This window comes from Compostibacillus humi (assembly GCF_014637175.1).
Classification (GTDB): Bacteria; Bacillota; Bacilli; order Bacillales; family Amphibacillaceae; genus Oceanobacillus; species Oceanobacillus humi.
On sequence record NZ_BMEV01000071.1, the window covers coordinates 1 to 16,753 of the forward strand.

The following is a 16,753-nucleotide window of genomic DNA, read 5'->3' on the forward strand; positions in this document are numbered from 1 at the left end:
GGCTTTTCGTAGTAACGATGAAATAAAGGCAAATGCGGCATGATCAACTTAGTCTGCATTCAAATATATCAAGGGTTTAGAGCAATTTTAAGCGTGCGAAAGTTGAGTTATAAGGTAGTTATTTGTTTGCACTTTCTATAATTTTAATCGCTTTCACATAACGTACTGTCTTATGTTCTTACATAATTTTATAATTTGTTGTTTACTAATACCAGCTATGAAAATGCAACAGCCAGCATGGGAACATACTGCCTTGTTGCAATTAATTAGAGCTGAAGACGCAGAGAAGGGGAATCTTATATTTTAAAAATTAATAGAAACAACAGCTAGGGGAAATGGAATTGTTAAGGTGAGTTTAATAAAAGCATTAGCTGATGGTTGGAAAGTTACTAATAGAGCTGAATAGGACTGGGGATAATAATGTAATTGGTTTAAACCCTCTTGATTGAAATATGTTCCAAATAATACATTAAAGGTAAACGTCAAATAGCCGGTATGATTGGAATGGGGCTGTTTGACGTTTACCTTTTACTTATTCATATTCAGACAATTCCTCGTAATGTTGTTCTGCAGGATTCGAACCATAAACACGCTTTGGGTAGTCTAACCCACCATCAATACCTACTGCTCCACATTTACATCTTCGAAAATCATTTGTACTTTTGGATTCGATAATATCACCACAATGTTTGCAACGAATCCGATTTATTTTTAGTTTCTTTTGCATTCTCAATCCCCCTTTATTAAATTATGTTAGTAGATTACAACCATAATACTATCAATTTTTTTGCCTTTTTATATTGTATGACATGCTTATTTATATACATAAAATAACAGTGAGTTTTTAAAACTATTTTATATTTTTACACGTTCTTATAGGTGAAAGGAGATAAGTCCAATGACAGATGAGGAACTAATAAATGAAATTAAGTCTGGCAGTCAAGCTGCAATTGAAATATTAATACGCAGATACTATAACGAAGTTTATGGATTTATCTATAGAAGAACCCAGCAGCAGACTTTATCTTATGACTTAACACAGGAAGTTTTTGTGAAAATGTCTAAATCAATCTCTTCATTTGAAGGAAAAAGCAAATTTCGTAGTTGGTTAATAACCATTGCTCTAAATCAAGTAAGGGATTATATGCGTACAAAGAAAAAAGATTTTATTAATATTGAAAGCGAATGGTTGGAGCAGACATTAACAGATACGAAGGATAATGTCACCTATCTGTATGAAAAGAAAGAAGAAGCACAAGAAATTAGGGATGCTCTTGCACAACTGCCAGACTTTCAAAGCGAGGCGATTATCTTAAAGTATTTCCACGGATACAAGTATAAAGAAATTGCTGAAATAACAAATTCAACAGAATCGACGGTTAAATCTAGGATCTTTCAAGGGTTAAAAAAATTATCCAAAATTTTTAGGAGGGAAAATAATGAAGGAAGAAGTAAATCAGGTAGAATTTGAAAAACTGGAAAAGGAACTAGAACGATACTTTAATTGTTTTGAAGTACCAACTCCTGATGAAAATAGGGTTGAAGAGACCATTTTCAATGTTAAAAATCTATTGGAAGAAAATCAAATTAAATTAAAACAACCTCTTCTTGTTCGAATATGGGATGAAGTTAGGAATTTTTCTTTATATCTGATCGTTAGTCAATTAATAATCCTTCTTACAAGTATCTACATAGTAACTTCTTTTTCAACAAATGTTGTTCTAAGTTATTTATTTTGTGTTACACCTTTATCGATTGTGATTGGATTGACCGAGTGCTTTAAAAATAGAAATTATAACATGATTGAACTTGAGGTTACATTTAAACTTGGAACAGGACAATTGTTTCTTTTACGATTTATTACCGCAGCTACATTACACGCTATAACAGTTATTCCTATAATTATTTTAGCCGGTATATTGGAACCTAGTATTCTTATTCGTGCCATTTTTGTTTGGTTAATCCCATCGTTATTTACAGCAGTATTATTTTTAGGGATTTCATTTTATCTTCCGAGCCGGTATAATACTGCACCAATTATTATTTGTTCTTGGTTAGCTGGTTCTATCATCGTATCGACACAAAGAAATCTATTTTATGAATGGATTACATTACCTGTTTTTACGCATTTTGTGACACTAGGGTTATTATTAATTGTTTTGTACAACATTGTTTCGAAATATAGGAGGGAATATAACCGTGGAGTTGAGTATTCATTCAGTAAGTAAATCTTATAATAATCAATTGGTTCTAGATGATATTTCAATGAATTTAGCTCCCGGTGTTTATAGTTTCCTTGGAGCAAATGGTTCGGGTAAAACCACATTGATGCGGATAATTGCCACTGTATTGAAACCAACATCAGGGTCCGTCTATTTTAATGGTAAAGATATACTCTGTCTTGGTGAAGAATATAGAGATATATTAGGGTATGTTCCGCAACAAGTCGGATATTATCCGCATATGAAAGTACAGTCATTCTTAGAGTATGTTGGTGCATTAAAGGGATTTAATAAGAAACAAAGTAAAGAAAAGGCGGAGTATTGGCTGAAACAACTGAATTTATTTGAACAGAGAAATAAAAAGATTAAAAAGTTATCGGGTGGCATGAGACAGCGTGTAGGAATTGCTCAAGCTATGCTAAACGATCCGAAGATTCTTATTCTTGATGAACCAACTGCCGGATTAGACCCAAAAGAAAGAATTCGGTTTCGCTCAATCATAGCGAACTTATCTATCAATCGGATTGTTTTATATACCACTCATATCGCAAGCGACTTAGAAGGGTTAACGGATTATGTATGTATTTTAAAACATGGAAAAGTCGAGCAATTGAATCGTCCTGAAGATGTGTTAAAAACATTATCAGGGAAAGTTTGGGATGTAATAGTGCAGCCGTCAGAATTAGGACAGATTGAAAGTGAATATAGAGTTGGAGCCATTGAAAAAACGGGCGGTAAAGTACGAGTAAGACTTTATCATGATGTTAAACCCTTCCCCAATGCAGAGAGTAAAACTCCCACTTTAGAAGATATTTATTTATATTATTTTGGGGAGATGGAGAAATGAGAAATCTAATTAATTGGGAATTTAAGCATTTGTTACAACAAAAAATTATCTATATAACATTAATGGTAATCATCGGTGTTGTTATTGTAGGACATACAGTTATTGATACTGCTTCTAAAATGGAATTCGATAAAAGCGAAGGAATCATTACTGAACAAGAATTAAAAACTGCAGAAAAAAATATAAAAGACCTTTCTTTCGATTACAATGTTAATTTTACAATATTAAAAGCACAACAACTGCAAGATTATCAAACAGCAAAAATAAGTGAACTTTATCAAATCCTACAAAATAAAAATAGTGGTTCGGATACAAAAATCAGGAAAGAAATTGAAATGAGAGAAAATGTTGATGTTATGTATCTGACCTATTATTTTGTCGCTGAAAGTATTGTTAACTATTTAAGTGATGATGGAGTAATTTTTATTGGAATGTTAATTCTGGTAGGAATTTATTCTATTTTTTCGAGAGATACGACAACAGGTGTCTCACAATATACGCTAACCTCAAAATTTGGTAGAACAAAACTTGTAACAGCAAAAATCATTGTAACCCTAACCTATACATTTTTTGTGACAATAGGAATGATTGTTTTTACTTGGATTTATCAACTGTATCGTGCAAGTGCTAATATGATTTATTGGAAACACGCCTTTGAAGGTTGGGATGCACCAATCCAGTTTATTACAGGATTGGCCACTTCACCATACGCTATGTCAATTGCTCAATTTCATTTTGTGCAATTAGGTTTTTTATTACTTGGAAGTATTGTTTTAGCGATACTAATTTTAGTTGTCTCGTCTATTTCAAAAAACTCATTTATAAGCTTTTTAATAAGTCTCTCGATATTGTTTATTCCTATTGTAGTGATTGATATATTAAAAGGAGAAACTCAATTCGAATGGATAAATGCCATTTATCCTTATACCCCAACATTTATAATGAAAACCCAAGCTTTGTTTGAAACATTTCGGGGTTTTCATATAGGGTCAAATGTAATTCTCGGACCTTATGTAGCAATTGTTATAGGTATTCTACTCATAGTAGGTAGTTTATTTTACTTAAAATGGTATGTCGGAAGCAAAAAAGTTGTATAAAATCAAACTATTGTATTATGAATACGGATAACAATATGGATTCTTTAATGGGTTCCCAACCCAGAAACTTCATACGATGTATCTTCTAATACCTAATTGCTTTAGTGGGTAGGTGTGCGATTCGTACGTTTAATTTTGTATTATTTCCGTAACTAAGTCTAAAGTTTTTACACAAATCCCGTACTGAGTTAAGTAAAAAAGTTTTTGTGAAAAATGAAAAATTATTCTTTCTAGGTATATTGATAAGTTTTAAGTGTATTTTGCAATAGAAAAGTGCAGAAAAATGCAATTAAAAATACAGAGATTTGCCACCCTTTAATTCCTTTTTGACAATGCGTGTGACAGTCTATAGCTTTCACCCTGGAATGAGATGATGTGCGCGTGATGAATTAGCCTGTCCACTAATGCTGCTGTTAATCGAGAATCAGTAAAGATTCGATTCCACTGACTAAATTCTAAGTTCGATGTAATAATTATGCTTTTTTGTTCATAAAACTCCGATATAATTTGGAATAATAATTCCGCCCCTTCTTTACTAAATGGTAAGTAGCCCATTTCATCTAAAATAACTAAATCTACTTTCTCCATACGTTTTCTAAATGTTGATAATTGATTCAATCGTAATGCATGTTCTAACTCTTCAACTAAATGGGCAACACGATAAAATCGTACTTCATAACCTTGTTCACAAGCCTTTCTTCCTAGTCCCGTTGCTAAATGTGTTTTTCCCGTCCCAGGTGATCCGACTAAAACTACGTTTTCTCGGTTTTTAATAAAATTCAGACTACACAATGCCTCTTTGGTTAAATGATGAGGGAACCGAATTTGTTCGTTCCACTCATAATCTTGTAAACTCTTCTTATCCAAGAACTTAGCCTTTTTTATCAAGCGAGTCGTTCTCGCTTGTTCTCTTAATTTAATTTCCTCTTGAAGAAGCTCATACAAGAATTGTTCAGGTGTATCAAATGATATTTGCTCATATACATCGGCAACATAAGCTAATCTCAATGATTTGCATAGTTCCTTGATATCCTGTTTCATCGAATTGCCCCCTCTCTAGGTGCCAATGAATCATACTTATTCCAATCTACTTCATAAGGATTACTTTCACTAGCTAATTTGTCCTGTGCTATTAATTCATAAAATTCTTCATTAATCCTCTTCAAATCATAAGAAACTAATAAACTAGCTAGGCTTTCTAACCGTTTTCGACGAATGTTTAAATTATCTACTAACAGAAATTCTTTAATTCTACCCGGCAAATACTTGTTATAACGCGAATATTCAACAACCCTGGGCTTCTGAATCCATGTTTTAATTATAGAAAGCCATGGTAATGCTTTTCGCTTTTTCATATATGGACGATAATCATCTAATAAAATCTCTCCGTTAGGTGAAACAACCTTTAGCTGGTCCCAGGTTAATATCAATTGTAACTGACTATAATTTCCGCCTCTCGGTACATGAACTAACATCTGATCAACCTTCACTTCGTTATATTTATTCACTTTGAACAGTTGCTCTTTAAATACAGGATAAGTTTTTTCTGGTAATGCTAGAAGATATTTCTTTTCTTCCTGCCATAAGTCTTCAATACGCACATTTTTGGAATAATGGATTCTATTACGATCCGCCTCTAATTTAAGAAATATTTGATCGGTTAAATCTTCATAACTATTCATAATCGGTGCTGTAGTAAAGAAGTTATAGCGTACATATCCAACTTTGTTTTCCACATTACCTTTTTCATGTCCACTTCGTGGATTACATACCTGTACATCGAAACCATAATAGTTTTGAAATTGAATGAATTCATCCGTTAATTGAGCCTCTTCCATTTTTGATCTTGTTTTTTTCACCGCTGGAGTTAAATTATCAATTCTTATCTTTCTTGGTACTCCCCCAACCTGTTTAAATAGTGTGTTTAGGCCATGTAAAAAGCATTCTTGATTCTCAGCTGGCAGAGGAACTGCAAAACCAGCATTACTATTAGGAAACGACATTACTAATGAATGAATATCTACTATTTCTCCATCTTGTACTGCTTCCATTACTCCAAAATCTACTTGCGCTTCACCCGGAGGGTGTTCTAACCTCTCATATCCTTTATCCTTTTCTTCTTGATGAGTAGTCAGCCAATCTGATATAAAATAACAAACTGTACGATAAGAACCTTTAAAACCCATCTCCCGAAGATCCTCAAAAATCTGTTTCCTAGTCCTTCTTGACTTTTTCTTTAATTTCGAATCCTCAAATAGCCAATCTGAAACAATTTCTCCCCATTTTTCCTCATACATCATTCCTTTCCTTTTATATTCTTTTTGTTGAGGTAATTGATCTTCATCGGCATACTTCTTAGCAGTTCTCCAATTAATCTTCATTACTCTTTGTATTTCAGAGATTGATAGTCCCTTTTCATTTCTTAACTTTTTGATACAATTAATGTCAGACATTGCTAGCATTCCTTTCTTACCTCCACTACCAATAATTGCTGGACACAATTAATGTAGTGGGGACTTGGGGTGGCTGGCAAGTCTTTTTTTATTTTTGGCACAAAATTAGTGCAGTACTCTGCATTTTTCCTTTGCAAAGCTCTGCACTTTTATTTTGCACTAAACAGTTTTAAGTAAAGTTGCGGACTATTAGCAGCAGAACATACAACAGCCAGCATTTTATAATGCTGGCTTGTCGTAATGTACTAGACAACTAATTAAAGATGTAATATTTATTGTAACCATCTACTTGATAAGGCATATATCGCAAATACCTGAGAAGGTCAAGTTGATTAATATTAAATTTTTTTCGAATTCCTATTCGAATATGATTAGATTCCGATTATAATTTTAAAAACATGAGGAGGAAACATATATGAAAAATTACTAAAGTAATGGATGAATTGAACAATGAATACCCATTTTTATAATTTGCATCTGAATTTGGTATATCTGCAAAATTACTAAAAATAAGATCTAAAATGCAACCATAGGCTTTCATGCTGATATTAAGTATGGAAGTGAAGAAATATATTGAATTAAATATTTACAAAGGGAGAACCCCAAAACTACTAGGTCTTTTTAGACCAGTTTAGTTTTGGGGTTTTTTTGATTTTAATATTGAAATGGGGATGTGAGGTATGACAAAAATAAATAGAAAAATGTTAATGCAGGTTGATAATTTAAGAAAGTTACCTTCTGTTTCTCTGAAACTAATACCATTATTAGCATCAAAAACTGACATAGATGGAAGAATTAATATCACAATTAGTGAAATAGAAAATGTAAGAATAATGTCTAAAAAAGTAGTTAAAGAAGCTCTTGTAACTGCTAAACTAAAGTAGACAATTTTTGCTAGATAAAAATGAACACTTTTCTACGGGGAAAAAGCATGTAAAAGGATGTTGCCCCGTAGGGGTGACATCCTTTTACATGCTCACTGCTCGGGCAGTGACTCTTGATTATTTAGCCCCGCATTTCATGTATAAGTAGATAGGTCGGGGGAGTATTCGCACATTCCTTGGGGATTGGGCATATGCTATGGAGGAACAATGATTAGGGGGAATTTAACATGTATTTTTCGCACCAACCATTTTTCTTTCCATATGCCATGAATATGAATTACCACCCATGGCAATCTCATGGCCATGGTGGACACCATCCATATTACCATGGTTCATTCAGCCATCATGGACATCACGGTCACCATGGGCACCATTATCATGGACATCACGGCCATCATCATCATGGTCATCATCACGGTTATCAACATGGCCATCATCACGGCTCTCATTATGGGCACCACCATTCCTATCGAGCTGAGACCGGTCCCCAATTTAAAGATTATGGAAATCAACCATTTGTAATTGATATTGAAGACGCGACAACAAAAAATAATACATTCCGTACAGCACTTTGGACAGGGGAATATTTACAAGTAACGTTAATGAGTATTGGTGTAGGTGAAGATATCGGTTTGGAATTACATCCGGATGTCGATCAATTTTTACGTATTGAACAAGGTGAGGGACTAGTTCAAATGGGCGATCGTCAAGATCAACTAAACTTCGAACGAAGGGTAGAAGATGATGATGCGATTATGGTACCTGCAGGCAAGTGGCATAATTTAACGAATATAGGAAGTGAACCATTAAAGCTCTATTCTATCTATGCTCCCCCAGGGCATCCATTTGGAACGGTTCATCGAACGAAACAAGAAGCGATGGAAGCAGAGCATTAATATGGAGCAAATCGCGGATAAAAATAGCAAATGTGCGGAAAAATCGTTCCATTCGCTGAAAAAATATCAGAAGTCGCTGATAAAATCTAAAAATCGCTGAATTATCTCCCATAACCGCTGATAAGCTTCTAAAATTAGTATATAAAAAAAGGGAACGGCACTCGTAGCTGTTCCCTTTTATATATTAAACTGTTTTCGGTACTAGGTTAAAGCAACGTTTATAAATCCATTGGTAATCTTTTTCGGTTAAATCACGTGGATTTCCTACCGTTTGCGGGTCTTTCATCGCTTCTTTTGCCAGGCGGTCAATCATATCAGGTGATATGCCTTGTTCTTCTAAACTAGGAATGTCCAAATCTTCTACGAGTTGATAGACTTCGTTTACAGCTGCTTTTGCTGCTTCTTCCGTTGTCATTTGTGATGTATCCACACCTAGTGCTTGAGCGATTCGTGCAAATTTCGCTGGATGTCCTTTCCAGTTATACTCCATAACAGGTCCCAACATTGCTGCAACACATTGACCATGGGCAACCGGGATAATTCCGCCAAGTGTTTGGGACATCGCATGTGCTGCACCGGCAGATTCGCTTCCGTATGATAGACCTGCGAGCATCGCAGCTTGTGCCATTCCGTAACGTGCTTCAATATCTCCACCATCTGCATATGCACGGCGGATATATTTTGCTACATATTCCATTGCGAGTAGTGCAACTGCGTCTGTAATCGGTTGTGCATAATGCATTGTATAACATTCGATTGCATGCGCTAAAGCATCTACACCTGTCATTGCTGTCACATGTGGTGGCATGGAAACATGTAGTTCCGGATCAATAATTGTTAAGTGTGCTGCAATTAATGGTCCACCCGTGTTAAATTTGAATTCTCTTTCTTCATCTGTTATTACCGCCCATTGTGTTACCTCAGAACCAGTTCCCGCTGTTGTAGGGATTGTAGTCAATGGAGGAATTCGGTTTTCTAACGGTTTTTTTCCTTCTGCAGCTTCATAGTCTAAAACAGAACCTTCGTGTGTTGCTTCTACTCCGATTCCTTTTGCTGTATCCATGGAACTTCCACCACCAACAGCAACTAACCCATTACAGTTCTCTTGCTTGTACAAAGCAGAACCTTCTGCTACGAGGCGTACTGGAGGATTAGGTTCTACTTTATTGAAGAGAACTACTTCCACACCAGCTTCTTTTAGGGAATCTTCAATTGGTTTTGTAACACCAGCGTTATAAATCCCCGGATCCGTTACTAGTAGTGCTTTTGTAACACCAAGTTTTTTTACTTCATCTCCAACATGTTTAATCGCACCAATCCCGTGTTTGACTGCTGTAGGTAATTCGAATTGATGGAATTTATGCATATGTTCTACTTTCATATTTAAGCTCATATATGTTCTCCTCCTATATTTTCTTTTACTTGATTATTAGAACCAGTTAATTGGCTGTGGATCTAGATTTTGAAATACATGTTTTGTTTCTTGGTATTCTTCTAGACCTGTTTTACCTAACTCACGGCCAAAACCTGATTGCTTATATCCTCCCCATGGAGCGTGAGGGAAGTACAGGTTAAAGTCATTAATCCAGACAGTTCCCATGCGCATTTTCGCGACACAACGCTCTGCTTTGGCAATATCCTTTGTCCAGACTCCGCCAGAAAGTCCATAAATGGAGTCATTCGCGAGTTGAATTGCTTCTTCCTCGGTAGAGAATTTTTCAACCGTCATGACTGGACCAAAACCTTCATCTTGGACAACGCGCATATCGGTTGTGCAATTTGTAAGAATGGTAGGTAAATAGAAAAACCCTTTCTGTAATTCAGGATCATCGGGTTGTTTCCCGCCAATTGCAACGGTAGCTCCCTCTTTGATTCCATTCTCTACGTAATTCATCACTTTATTTAAATGTTGCTCCGAGATGAGTGGTCCCATTTGGGCATCCTTATCAAATCCACTGCCTAAACGAATGTTCTTCACACGTTCTACTAATGCATCAACAAACTTATCGTGGATGCTCTCCTCCACGATAAGACGTGTGCCAGCTGAACAAATTTGCCCTGCATGGAAAAACACACCATTTAATGCTTGGTCTACAGCTGTTTCAAAGTCTGCATCAGCGAAAATAACGTTCGGATTCTTTCCGCCAAGCTCAAGTGCCACCTTTTTCACGTTATCACTAGCTGCTTGCATAATTTTCTTACCTGTTTGAATTCCACCTGTAAAGGAGATGAGATCGACATCATTATTGGAAGAAAGTTCTGCACCAACCGTATTTCCTGCACCAAGGACGAGGTTGGCTACTCCTTTCGGAACACCAGCTTCTTCCATTAATTCAAACACTTTAATTGTTGTTAGAGGGGTAATCTCACTCGGCTTCATTACCAAAGTATTACCGGTTACGAGTGCAGGGGCTAGTTTCCAGGATGCCTGTAATAATGGATAGTTCCATGGAGTGATTTGTCCACAAACACCAACAGGCTCTTTTACAACTTTACTTATGGAGTTTGGAACAGGTGAATCAATAATTTCTCCCCCGTCTTTATCAGCGATGTCCGCATAGTAATGGAAGACTCCTACAATGTCATCCATATCCCATCTACTTTCTTCTACTGTTTTACCGGTATCGAGGGATTCTAGCTCTGCTAGCTCTTCTCTATCTCTTTCAATTAATTCTGCTATTTTTCGAACAACTTTTGCTCGTTCCATCGTTGGGGTATTCGGCCAATCACCATGATCAAATGCATGACGAGCTGCACTTATTGCTAGTTTTGTATCTTCTTCATTGCTTTCCGTTACGATAGCAATTACTTCTTGGTTAAAGGGGTTAATAATTTCCCTCGTCTGCTTTGAGAGGGCGTGGACCCATTCTCCATTAATATATTGTCGTTTAACTTCCAAAAGATTCCCTCCCGAACTATGTTAAGTTTGTTAAGAAAAAATTTAACGTTGTGAACAAATTTAATTCTAAACGGGTTATTTTTATTTGTCAAAGATTTAAAACGAACATGGAAATAGATTAAAATAATAAGATATTGATTTTGTGTTGATTTGACATTTCTTCAAAAACCTTTATCATTAAGTTTGTTAAGAAAAAATTTAACAAATTGAACACGAGTTAGGGGTAGAGCGGTGAATAAGCATAAGGATGAATCAGCCATCGAAAAAATAGAAGAAGCAAAAGAAATGGTGATTGAGGCCATTGCTGAAACGATGGATTTATATGGAGTGACACCAGCTGCTGGGAGAATTTATGCCACGATGTATTTTGAAGATCATATGAATTTGGATGAAATGAGAGAAGAGCTTGGAATGAGTAAGCCAAGTATGAGCACCAATGTTCGAAAGTTACAGCAGATTGATTTTGTAAAGAAAAGGTTTCAAAGAGGAACGAGAAAACATACGTACACAGCGGAGAAAGATTTTTTCCAAACGTTTATGGCGTATTTCTGTAGCATGTGGGAAAGAGAAGTAAAGATGAATATGGATGCCGTTAAGAAGGCAGAACCGATTTTAATAGAAATTGTAAATGATGAAACAGTTTCGAACGATATTCGTGAAGAAGCAAAAAAACATGTAGCATTACTAGAAAAGTCAAAATTATATTACCACTGGTTAGAGGAGTTAGTCGAAAGTGTTCGAACTGGCGAAATTTATAACTTTTTACCAAAACCAGAGGAAACAAAATAAAGGGAGAGATGTAAACGAATGAGTTATTTTAAAAAGGGAGTAAGTTTCATATTAATCGGAGTACTAGTAGTTTTATTAACAGCTTGTGGAGGAGGTTCTCAAGCTTCCGAGCAGGAAAGTGAAAATGGCAATGAGAATGGTGAGAAACAAACCATTGACATGGGACAGATTAGTTGGGCAGAAAATATAGCTGTTACGAATATGTGGAAGGTAATACTGGAAGACAAGGGGTATGAAGTGAACTTTCATCTGTTAGATATGGGAACACAGATGAAGGCCTTAGCAGAAGATGAGTTAGATATTAACTTAGAAGTATGGTTGCCAATCCAAGATAAGGAGTATTTAGAACGTTATCAGGATGAGGTCAATTTTTCCGAAGAGACTTGGTATGATAATGCAAAAGTTGGTTTAGTAGTGCCAACATATATGGAAGATGTTAATAGTATCGAGGATTTAAACGATTATAAAGACGAACTAAATGGTGAGATAACAGGATTTGACCCAGGGGCTGGAACAATGCTCGTTACGGAGGATCTGATTGAAGAATACGAACTCGATTATGTTCTTATTTCAAGCTCTGAACCAGCAATGATAACAGCACTAGCTGAAGCGATAAAAGATGAAAAACCTATTGTTGCTCCATTATGGAATCCTCACCGGGTATTTTCAGAAATGGATTTAAAATATTTGGATGACCCATTGAACATATATGGAGAGGCAGAAAAAATTCACCATGCAACACGTCAAGGATTTGTAGAGGATTTTCCTGAGGTTAGTGATTGGATAAAAAATTGGAAAATGGATGATGAAGCAATCGGTTCATTGATGAGTGCTGTAAATGAGGCAGAAGAGGCTGGAGAAGAGCCAATTGACGGTGCAAGAACATGGGTGGAAGAAAATGAAGAGCTCGTAAATGAGTGGATAGAATAATATGTTGAGGTCAGGACAAAAGTGATTTCAGTGGATGTAAATCTGAACATTGCTAATGCAAATACACCGCTAGGTCGCAGCGGCTATGGTTGTGTCTGCAAAAATAATTAGAAAATTTTCGTTTTGCAAAGGCCAGCTTTATACATATATACTTTGTGAAAAATCTGGACTAATTTGAACAAAATGTGCTGCTTTTGGCTGGAATAATGTGCATCTTTACAAGATTTTCATTATGCCAGAAACAGTAGTTAAATCAACAGCACGTCTAACAGAAGGTCTTCAGGTGAAAGTCAAATCTAGAAATTTTGAAGTAACAGTGGATGAGCCGAAAGATTTAGGTGGAACGGATACTGGAATGAATCCAGTTGAATTGGTCTTAGGTGCATTAGGTGCATGTCAAGCAATTGTTGCTCGATCTTTTGCTGCAAAAAATGATATGACATTCAACGATTTTTGGGTTGAACTAGAAGGTGATCTAAATACGGATGGATTTTTAGGTATATCGGATGAAGTACGCAAAGGCTACAGTGAAATCCGTTACAACATTCATATTGACACTGATGAACCAAGGGAAAAAGTCGAGAAATTTATAGCGTTTATTGAAAATACATGCCCAGTCGGTGATACGTTGGCAAACCCAGTAAATTTAAAACTCAATGATATCATCATTGAAAAGAAAGCAACTACTGTGTAGAACGACGATTGGTAAGTAAATATGTGCTGACTCAAATGTTTCCATAGGTAACATTTGGGTCAGCTTTTTTAATCGCTTTTTAGAACCCGCTTGTTCGTTTTGAAAAGAAACTTCTTTTTCGTCCCCACATGCAGCAAACAAGCACATCGATTAGCTGCCTTTTTTCACAAAACCTTCACATAATGGCTAAATAACTGCCATTTTTATAGCTCTTTAGAGTCATCAAATTACCATTCTTCCTTGTTAAGCTAAATATTGAAAGAGAAATGCATCTATGTAGGGAGGGATATAGATTAAACATTTGGTCGTTGCTCTTTTTATTATTATCACATTTTCATTTGTTCCATCCGTATATGCGGATGTTTCCTTACAAGCATTAATGGATGAATCGGAAACGGGTGAAATTCTTCGTTTACCTGCGGGCAAATATTCCGGAAATGTCACGATAACAAAACCAATTTCTATTATTGGAGAGGATGGAGTAGAAATTACGTCAACGGATCATTCACCAGTTTTAACAATTGAAGCAGACAATGTCACGATAGAGAATGTTTCCATTGTTGATAATCATAAAGACGGGGATTCAGCAACGATAATGGTCAATGGCGATAATAATGATTTCCAGCAAATTTCGATTGAAACGACTGGAATTGGAATGAAACTGTTGGAAGCACATGAAAATAGGTTATCCGAGATTCGTATCACAGGAAACGGTAGTGCTAGTCTGGGTGAACGTGGACATGGAATCGATGTATGGGGATCTCATCATAACACGATTCAATTCTCTACTTTTGATTCTGTAAAGGATGGAATTTATGTTGAAAGTAGCGTTGGTAATCAGATAATTGAAAACAAGTCGAATAACTCACGATATGGATTTCATCTTATGTTCACAGAAAAGACAATGGTAAAAGGAAATCACGCTTCCAATAATACGAGTGGAATAATGGTTATGGGAACAGAAGGGACGGAGATAACCGAAAATAGATTAACGCATAATCGAAAAAGTATACAGTCCCAAGGTTTATTGCTTTTTGATGTAAAAGATGCGATTGTTACAAAAAATGAATTGTTGGATAATCGTATTGGCATTTATGCTGAAATAGCTCAGGATAGTGAATTGACCAATAATAAAATGCAACAAAACTATATTGGTATGGAGTTTAAAGATTCGGAATCCAGTCGTTTTAAGCAAAATATTCTCCGTGAAAATGTTATCCAAGGACAGGCTGAAGCTAGTTCTGATAATGATACAAATGGAAACTATTGGGGAGATTTTACAGGATTGGATACTGATGGAGATGGGTTAAGCAATCTTTCCTACACGGTTGATCCTTTCTTTCTAACACTGACATCTGAATACCCGCTATTTCAACTGTATTTCCAAGCACCTGGCATCGAATTTTTAAAGCAGTTTATGCATACACCAACAGAAAATTGTTTTATCGACGAAGAACCATTAATTGCTTATCCACTAGAAGAGGATACTATCGAGCATCAAGGTTCTATTAAAACATTATTATTAAGCATTGTATTCGTACTTACAAGTACATCAATGATTTATATAGGGAGGAAAGCGAAATGAAAAAATATTTTCTAGGATTTATTGTGTTGATATCTGTCCTTTTATTAGCAGCTTGTGGACAAGAGGAAGCTTATGAAGCGGAGCCAATTGATGAGGAAGTGGATACATGTGCTGTATGTAATATGATGGTTCCTGATAATCAACATGCAACACAAATCATTTTAGCAGATGGAAAAGTGTTGAAATTTGATGATATCGGTTGTATGGCGAATTGGAATGAAGAAAATAGTGATGAGGAAATAGGAGCAGAATTTGTACGTGATTATCATACAGAAGAATGGTTCGAGACAGAGGATGCAACTTTTGTTTACGATCAACAAATTATGACACCGATGGCTTATAATGTTATTTCTTTCCAAAATGAAGAAGATGCCCAAAGCTTTATAGAAGAAGAAGGTTATGGTGAATCCATGTCAAAAGACGATTTGGAGAACCATCCTTGGGAAAGAAATATGGAAATGATGGAGGAAATGAAGGCAAATATGAACCACGACCACGACCACGATCACGAAGATGAAGAAATGTGAAGAGTCATCATAAGTTCATTAAAGGATTGGTGCAAACATGCGCTTACAGACAATTGCAAAGAGAGAAATAAAGCTTGGATTTCGTAATTCATGGACATACACTTTTCTGATCTTATTAATCATTTTTACCTTGGCCATTCTCTTATTCCAGTCAGGAGTTCCAGATGCAGAAGGGTATACCGATATGATGGGAGCAATGATGAATGTTACTCTCTATCTACTTCCATTGATTACCCTGTTATTAGGAGGAATTTCAACGGTAACGGAAAAAGAGGACGGGCATTGGCAATTACTGTCTACGTATGGGTTATCGACATATTTATTTCTCTGGGGCAAATGGATTGGATTATTGCTTATCTTAATAACAATGATTATATTTAGTTTTGGTTTATCGGGAATCATTACCGTTATTTTTGGAAAAGACCCAGGATTTTCTAGTTTTCTCTTTTTCTTTCTATTTGCCAGTCTACTAGCAATTGTTTACTTAGGCTTATCGATTGGCATTGGTGCAATTGCCAAAAATCGCTGGCAAGCTTTGATTATAGGTATCGGCATTTGGTTTCTTACGATTGTTTTATGGCCGACATTGCTTATCAGCTTTTTAACACTTCTACCATATTCGTCGATCAAACCAACTTTAGAGATTCTTACATTTTTGAATCCGGCAGAGCTTGTTCGAATATTTTCGATGGTTAAATTAGATGCTGGTTCCGTATTTGGCCCCGAATATCTACAATGGGTGACATGGGCTGATGGTCCCTTTGGAATACCAGTATTTATCGCAATTATCAGTTTATGGATTATCACGAGCATTACGGTAGTGTAAAAAGTTCTATGAAAACTACCCCAAAATAAAAATTCTAACCATTTTGGTTAGAGGAAAACTACCGCCATCGCTCTTGACAAACACGACAATGGTTTCTGTGTAAG

17 protein-coding genes are annotated in these 16,753 nt (G+C 35.8%); 12 read left to right on the top strand and 5 right to left on the bottom strand.

The features are described from left to right. Nucleotides 1-532: 532 nt before the first annotated feature. Complete coding sequence (locus IEV18_RS14415) at nt 533-727, bottom strand: DUF7695 domain-containing protein (RefSeq protein WP_188393094.1); 195 nt, start codon at nt 725-727, stop codon at nt 533-535. Nucleotides 728-898: 171 nt separating this feature from the next. Here IEV18_RS14415 and IEV18_RS14420 point away from each other — a divergent pair, with 171 nt between their 5' ends. The 4 genes from IEV18_RS14420 to IEV18_RS14435 are packed head-to-tail and all read left to right on the top strand — an operon-like array spanning nt 899 to nt 4,166. Beyond that, nucleotides 899-1,471: an RNA polymerase sigma factor gene (locus IEV18_RS14420; RefSeq protein WP_188393095.1), complete on the top strand. Its 573-nt coding sequence runs from the start codon at nt 899-901 to the stop codon at nt 1,469-1,471. Next, entirely contained in the window at nt 1,440-2,228 is a 789-nt protein-coding gene (locus IEV18_RS14425; protein WP_188393096.1) for a hypothetical protein, read from the top strand. The genes IEV18_RS14420 and IEV18_RS14425 overlap by 32 nt, the downstream gene beginning before the upstream one ends. Next, nucleotides 2,200-3,069 carry an ABC transporter ATP-binding protein gene (locus IEV18_RS14430; RefSeq protein ID WP_188393097.1) on the top strand — a complete coding sequence of 290 codons (870 nt, stop codon included), beginning with the start codon at nt 2,200-2,202 and terminating at the stop codon, nt 3,067-3,069. Before IEV18_RS14425 ends, IEV18_RS14430 begins: the two co-directional genes overlap by 29 nt. Next, on the top strand, nt 3,066-4,166 hold the full coding sequence (locus IEV18_RS14435) for a hypothetical protein (RefSeq protein WP_188393098.1): 1,101 nt from the start codon (nt 3,066-3,068) through the stop codon (nt 4,164-4,166). Before IEV18_RS14430 ends, IEV18_RS14435 begins: the two co-directional genes overlap by 4 nt. Before the next feature lie 315 nt (nt 4,167-4,481). Here IEV18_RS14435 and istB read toward each other — a convergent pair whose 3' ends face one another. Beyond that, nucleotides 4,482-5,207, bottom strand: a complete 726-nt coding sequence (istB, locus tag IEV18_RS14440) for an IS21-like element helper ATPase IstB (protein WP_188393099.1) — start codon at nt 5,205-5,207, stop codon at nt 4,482-4,484. Then, nucleotides 5,204-6,628, bottom strand: a complete 1,425-nt coding sequence (gene istA, locus IEV18_RS14445) for an IS21 family transposase (protein WP_188393100.1) — start codon at nt 6,626-6,628, stop codon at nt 5,204-5,206. The genes istB and istA overlap by 4 nt, the downstream gene beginning before the upstream one ends. Nucleotides 6,629-7,299: 671 nt before the next feature. Here istA and IEV18_RS14450 point away from each other — a divergent pair. Then, on the top strand, nt 7,300-7,503 hold the full coding sequence (locus tag IEV18_RS14450) for a hypothetical protein (RefSeq protein ID WP_188393101.1): 204 nt from the start codon (nt 7,300-7,302) through the stop codon (nt 7,501-7,503). Between the two features lie 227 nt (nt 7,504-7,730). Next, nucleotides 7,731-8,399, top strand: coding sequence for a cupin domain-containing protein (locus tag IEV18_RS14455; protein WP_229733667.1), 669 nt, complete (start codon nt 7,731-7,733; stop codon nt 8,397-8,399). Between the two features lie 184 nt (nt 8,400-8,583). Here IEV18_RS14455 and gbsB read toward each other — a convergent pair whose 3' ends face one another. Both gbsB and betB read right to left on the bottom strand, forming a co-directional pair. Continuing rightward, a complete protein-coding gene (gene gbsB, locus IEV18_RS14460) occupies nt 8,584-9,792 on the bottom strand; it encodes a choline dehydrogenase (protein WP_188393102.1) in 1,209 nt (402 codons plus the stop codon). Between the two features lie 36 nt (nt 9,793-9,828). After that, nucleotides 9,829-11,298, bottom strand: coding sequence for a betaine-aldehyde dehydrogenase (betB, locus tag IEV18_RS14465; RefSeq protein WP_188393103.1), 1,470 nt, complete (start codon nt 11,296-11,298; stop codon nt 9,829-9,831). 285 nt (nt 11,299-11,583) lie between these two features. Between betB and cudC the strand changes: the two genes are divergently transcribed. The 6 genes from cudC (at nt 11,584) to IEV18_RS14495 (ending at nt 16,649) form a co-directional block, all read left to right on the top strand. Continuing rightward, a complete protein-coding gene (gene cudC / locus IEV18_RS14470) occupies nt 11,584-12,087 on the top strand; it encodes a choline uptake/conversion transcriptional regulator CudC (protein ID WP_188393110.1) in 504 nt (167 codons plus the stop codon). Between the two features lie 18 nt (nt 12,088-12,105). Continuing rightward, nucleotides 12,106-13,017 (top strand): glycine betaine ABC transporter substrate-binding protein, encoded by a 912-nt coding sequence (locus tag IEV18_RS14475; RefSeq protein ID WP_188393104.1) that lies wholly within the window; start codon nt 12,106-12,108, stop codon nt 13,015-13,017. A gap of 232 nt (nt 13,018-13,249) precedes the next feature. Then, nucleotides 13,250-13,711, top strand: coding sequence for an OsmC family protein (locus IEV18_RS14480; protein ID WP_188393105.1), 462 nt, complete (start codon nt 13,250-13,252; stop codon nt 13,709-13,711). Between the two features lie 301 nt (nt 13,712-14,012). Beyond that, on the top strand, nt 14,013-15,296 hold the full coding sequence (locus IEV18_RS14485) for a right-handed parallel beta-helix repeat-containing protein (RefSeq protein ID WP_188393106.1): 1,284 nt from the start codon (nt 14,013-14,015) through the stop codon (nt 15,294-15,296). Then, nucleotides 15,293-15,823, top strand: coding sequence for a nitrous oxide reductase accessory protein NosL (locus IEV18_RS14490; RefSeq protein WP_188393107.1), 531 nt, complete (start codon nt 15,293-15,295; stop codon nt 15,821-15,823). The genes IEV18_RS14485 and IEV18_RS14490 overlap by 4 nt, the downstream gene beginning before the upstream one ends. Nucleotides 15,824-15,860: 37 nt before the next feature. Then, nucleotides 15,861-16,649: an ABC transporter permease gene (locus IEV18_RS14495; protein ID WP_188393108.1), complete on the top strand. Its 789-nt coding sequence runs from the start codon at nt 15,861-15,863 to the stop codon at nt 16,647-16,649. The last annotated feature ends 104 nt before the right edge of the window (nt 16,650-16,753 follow it).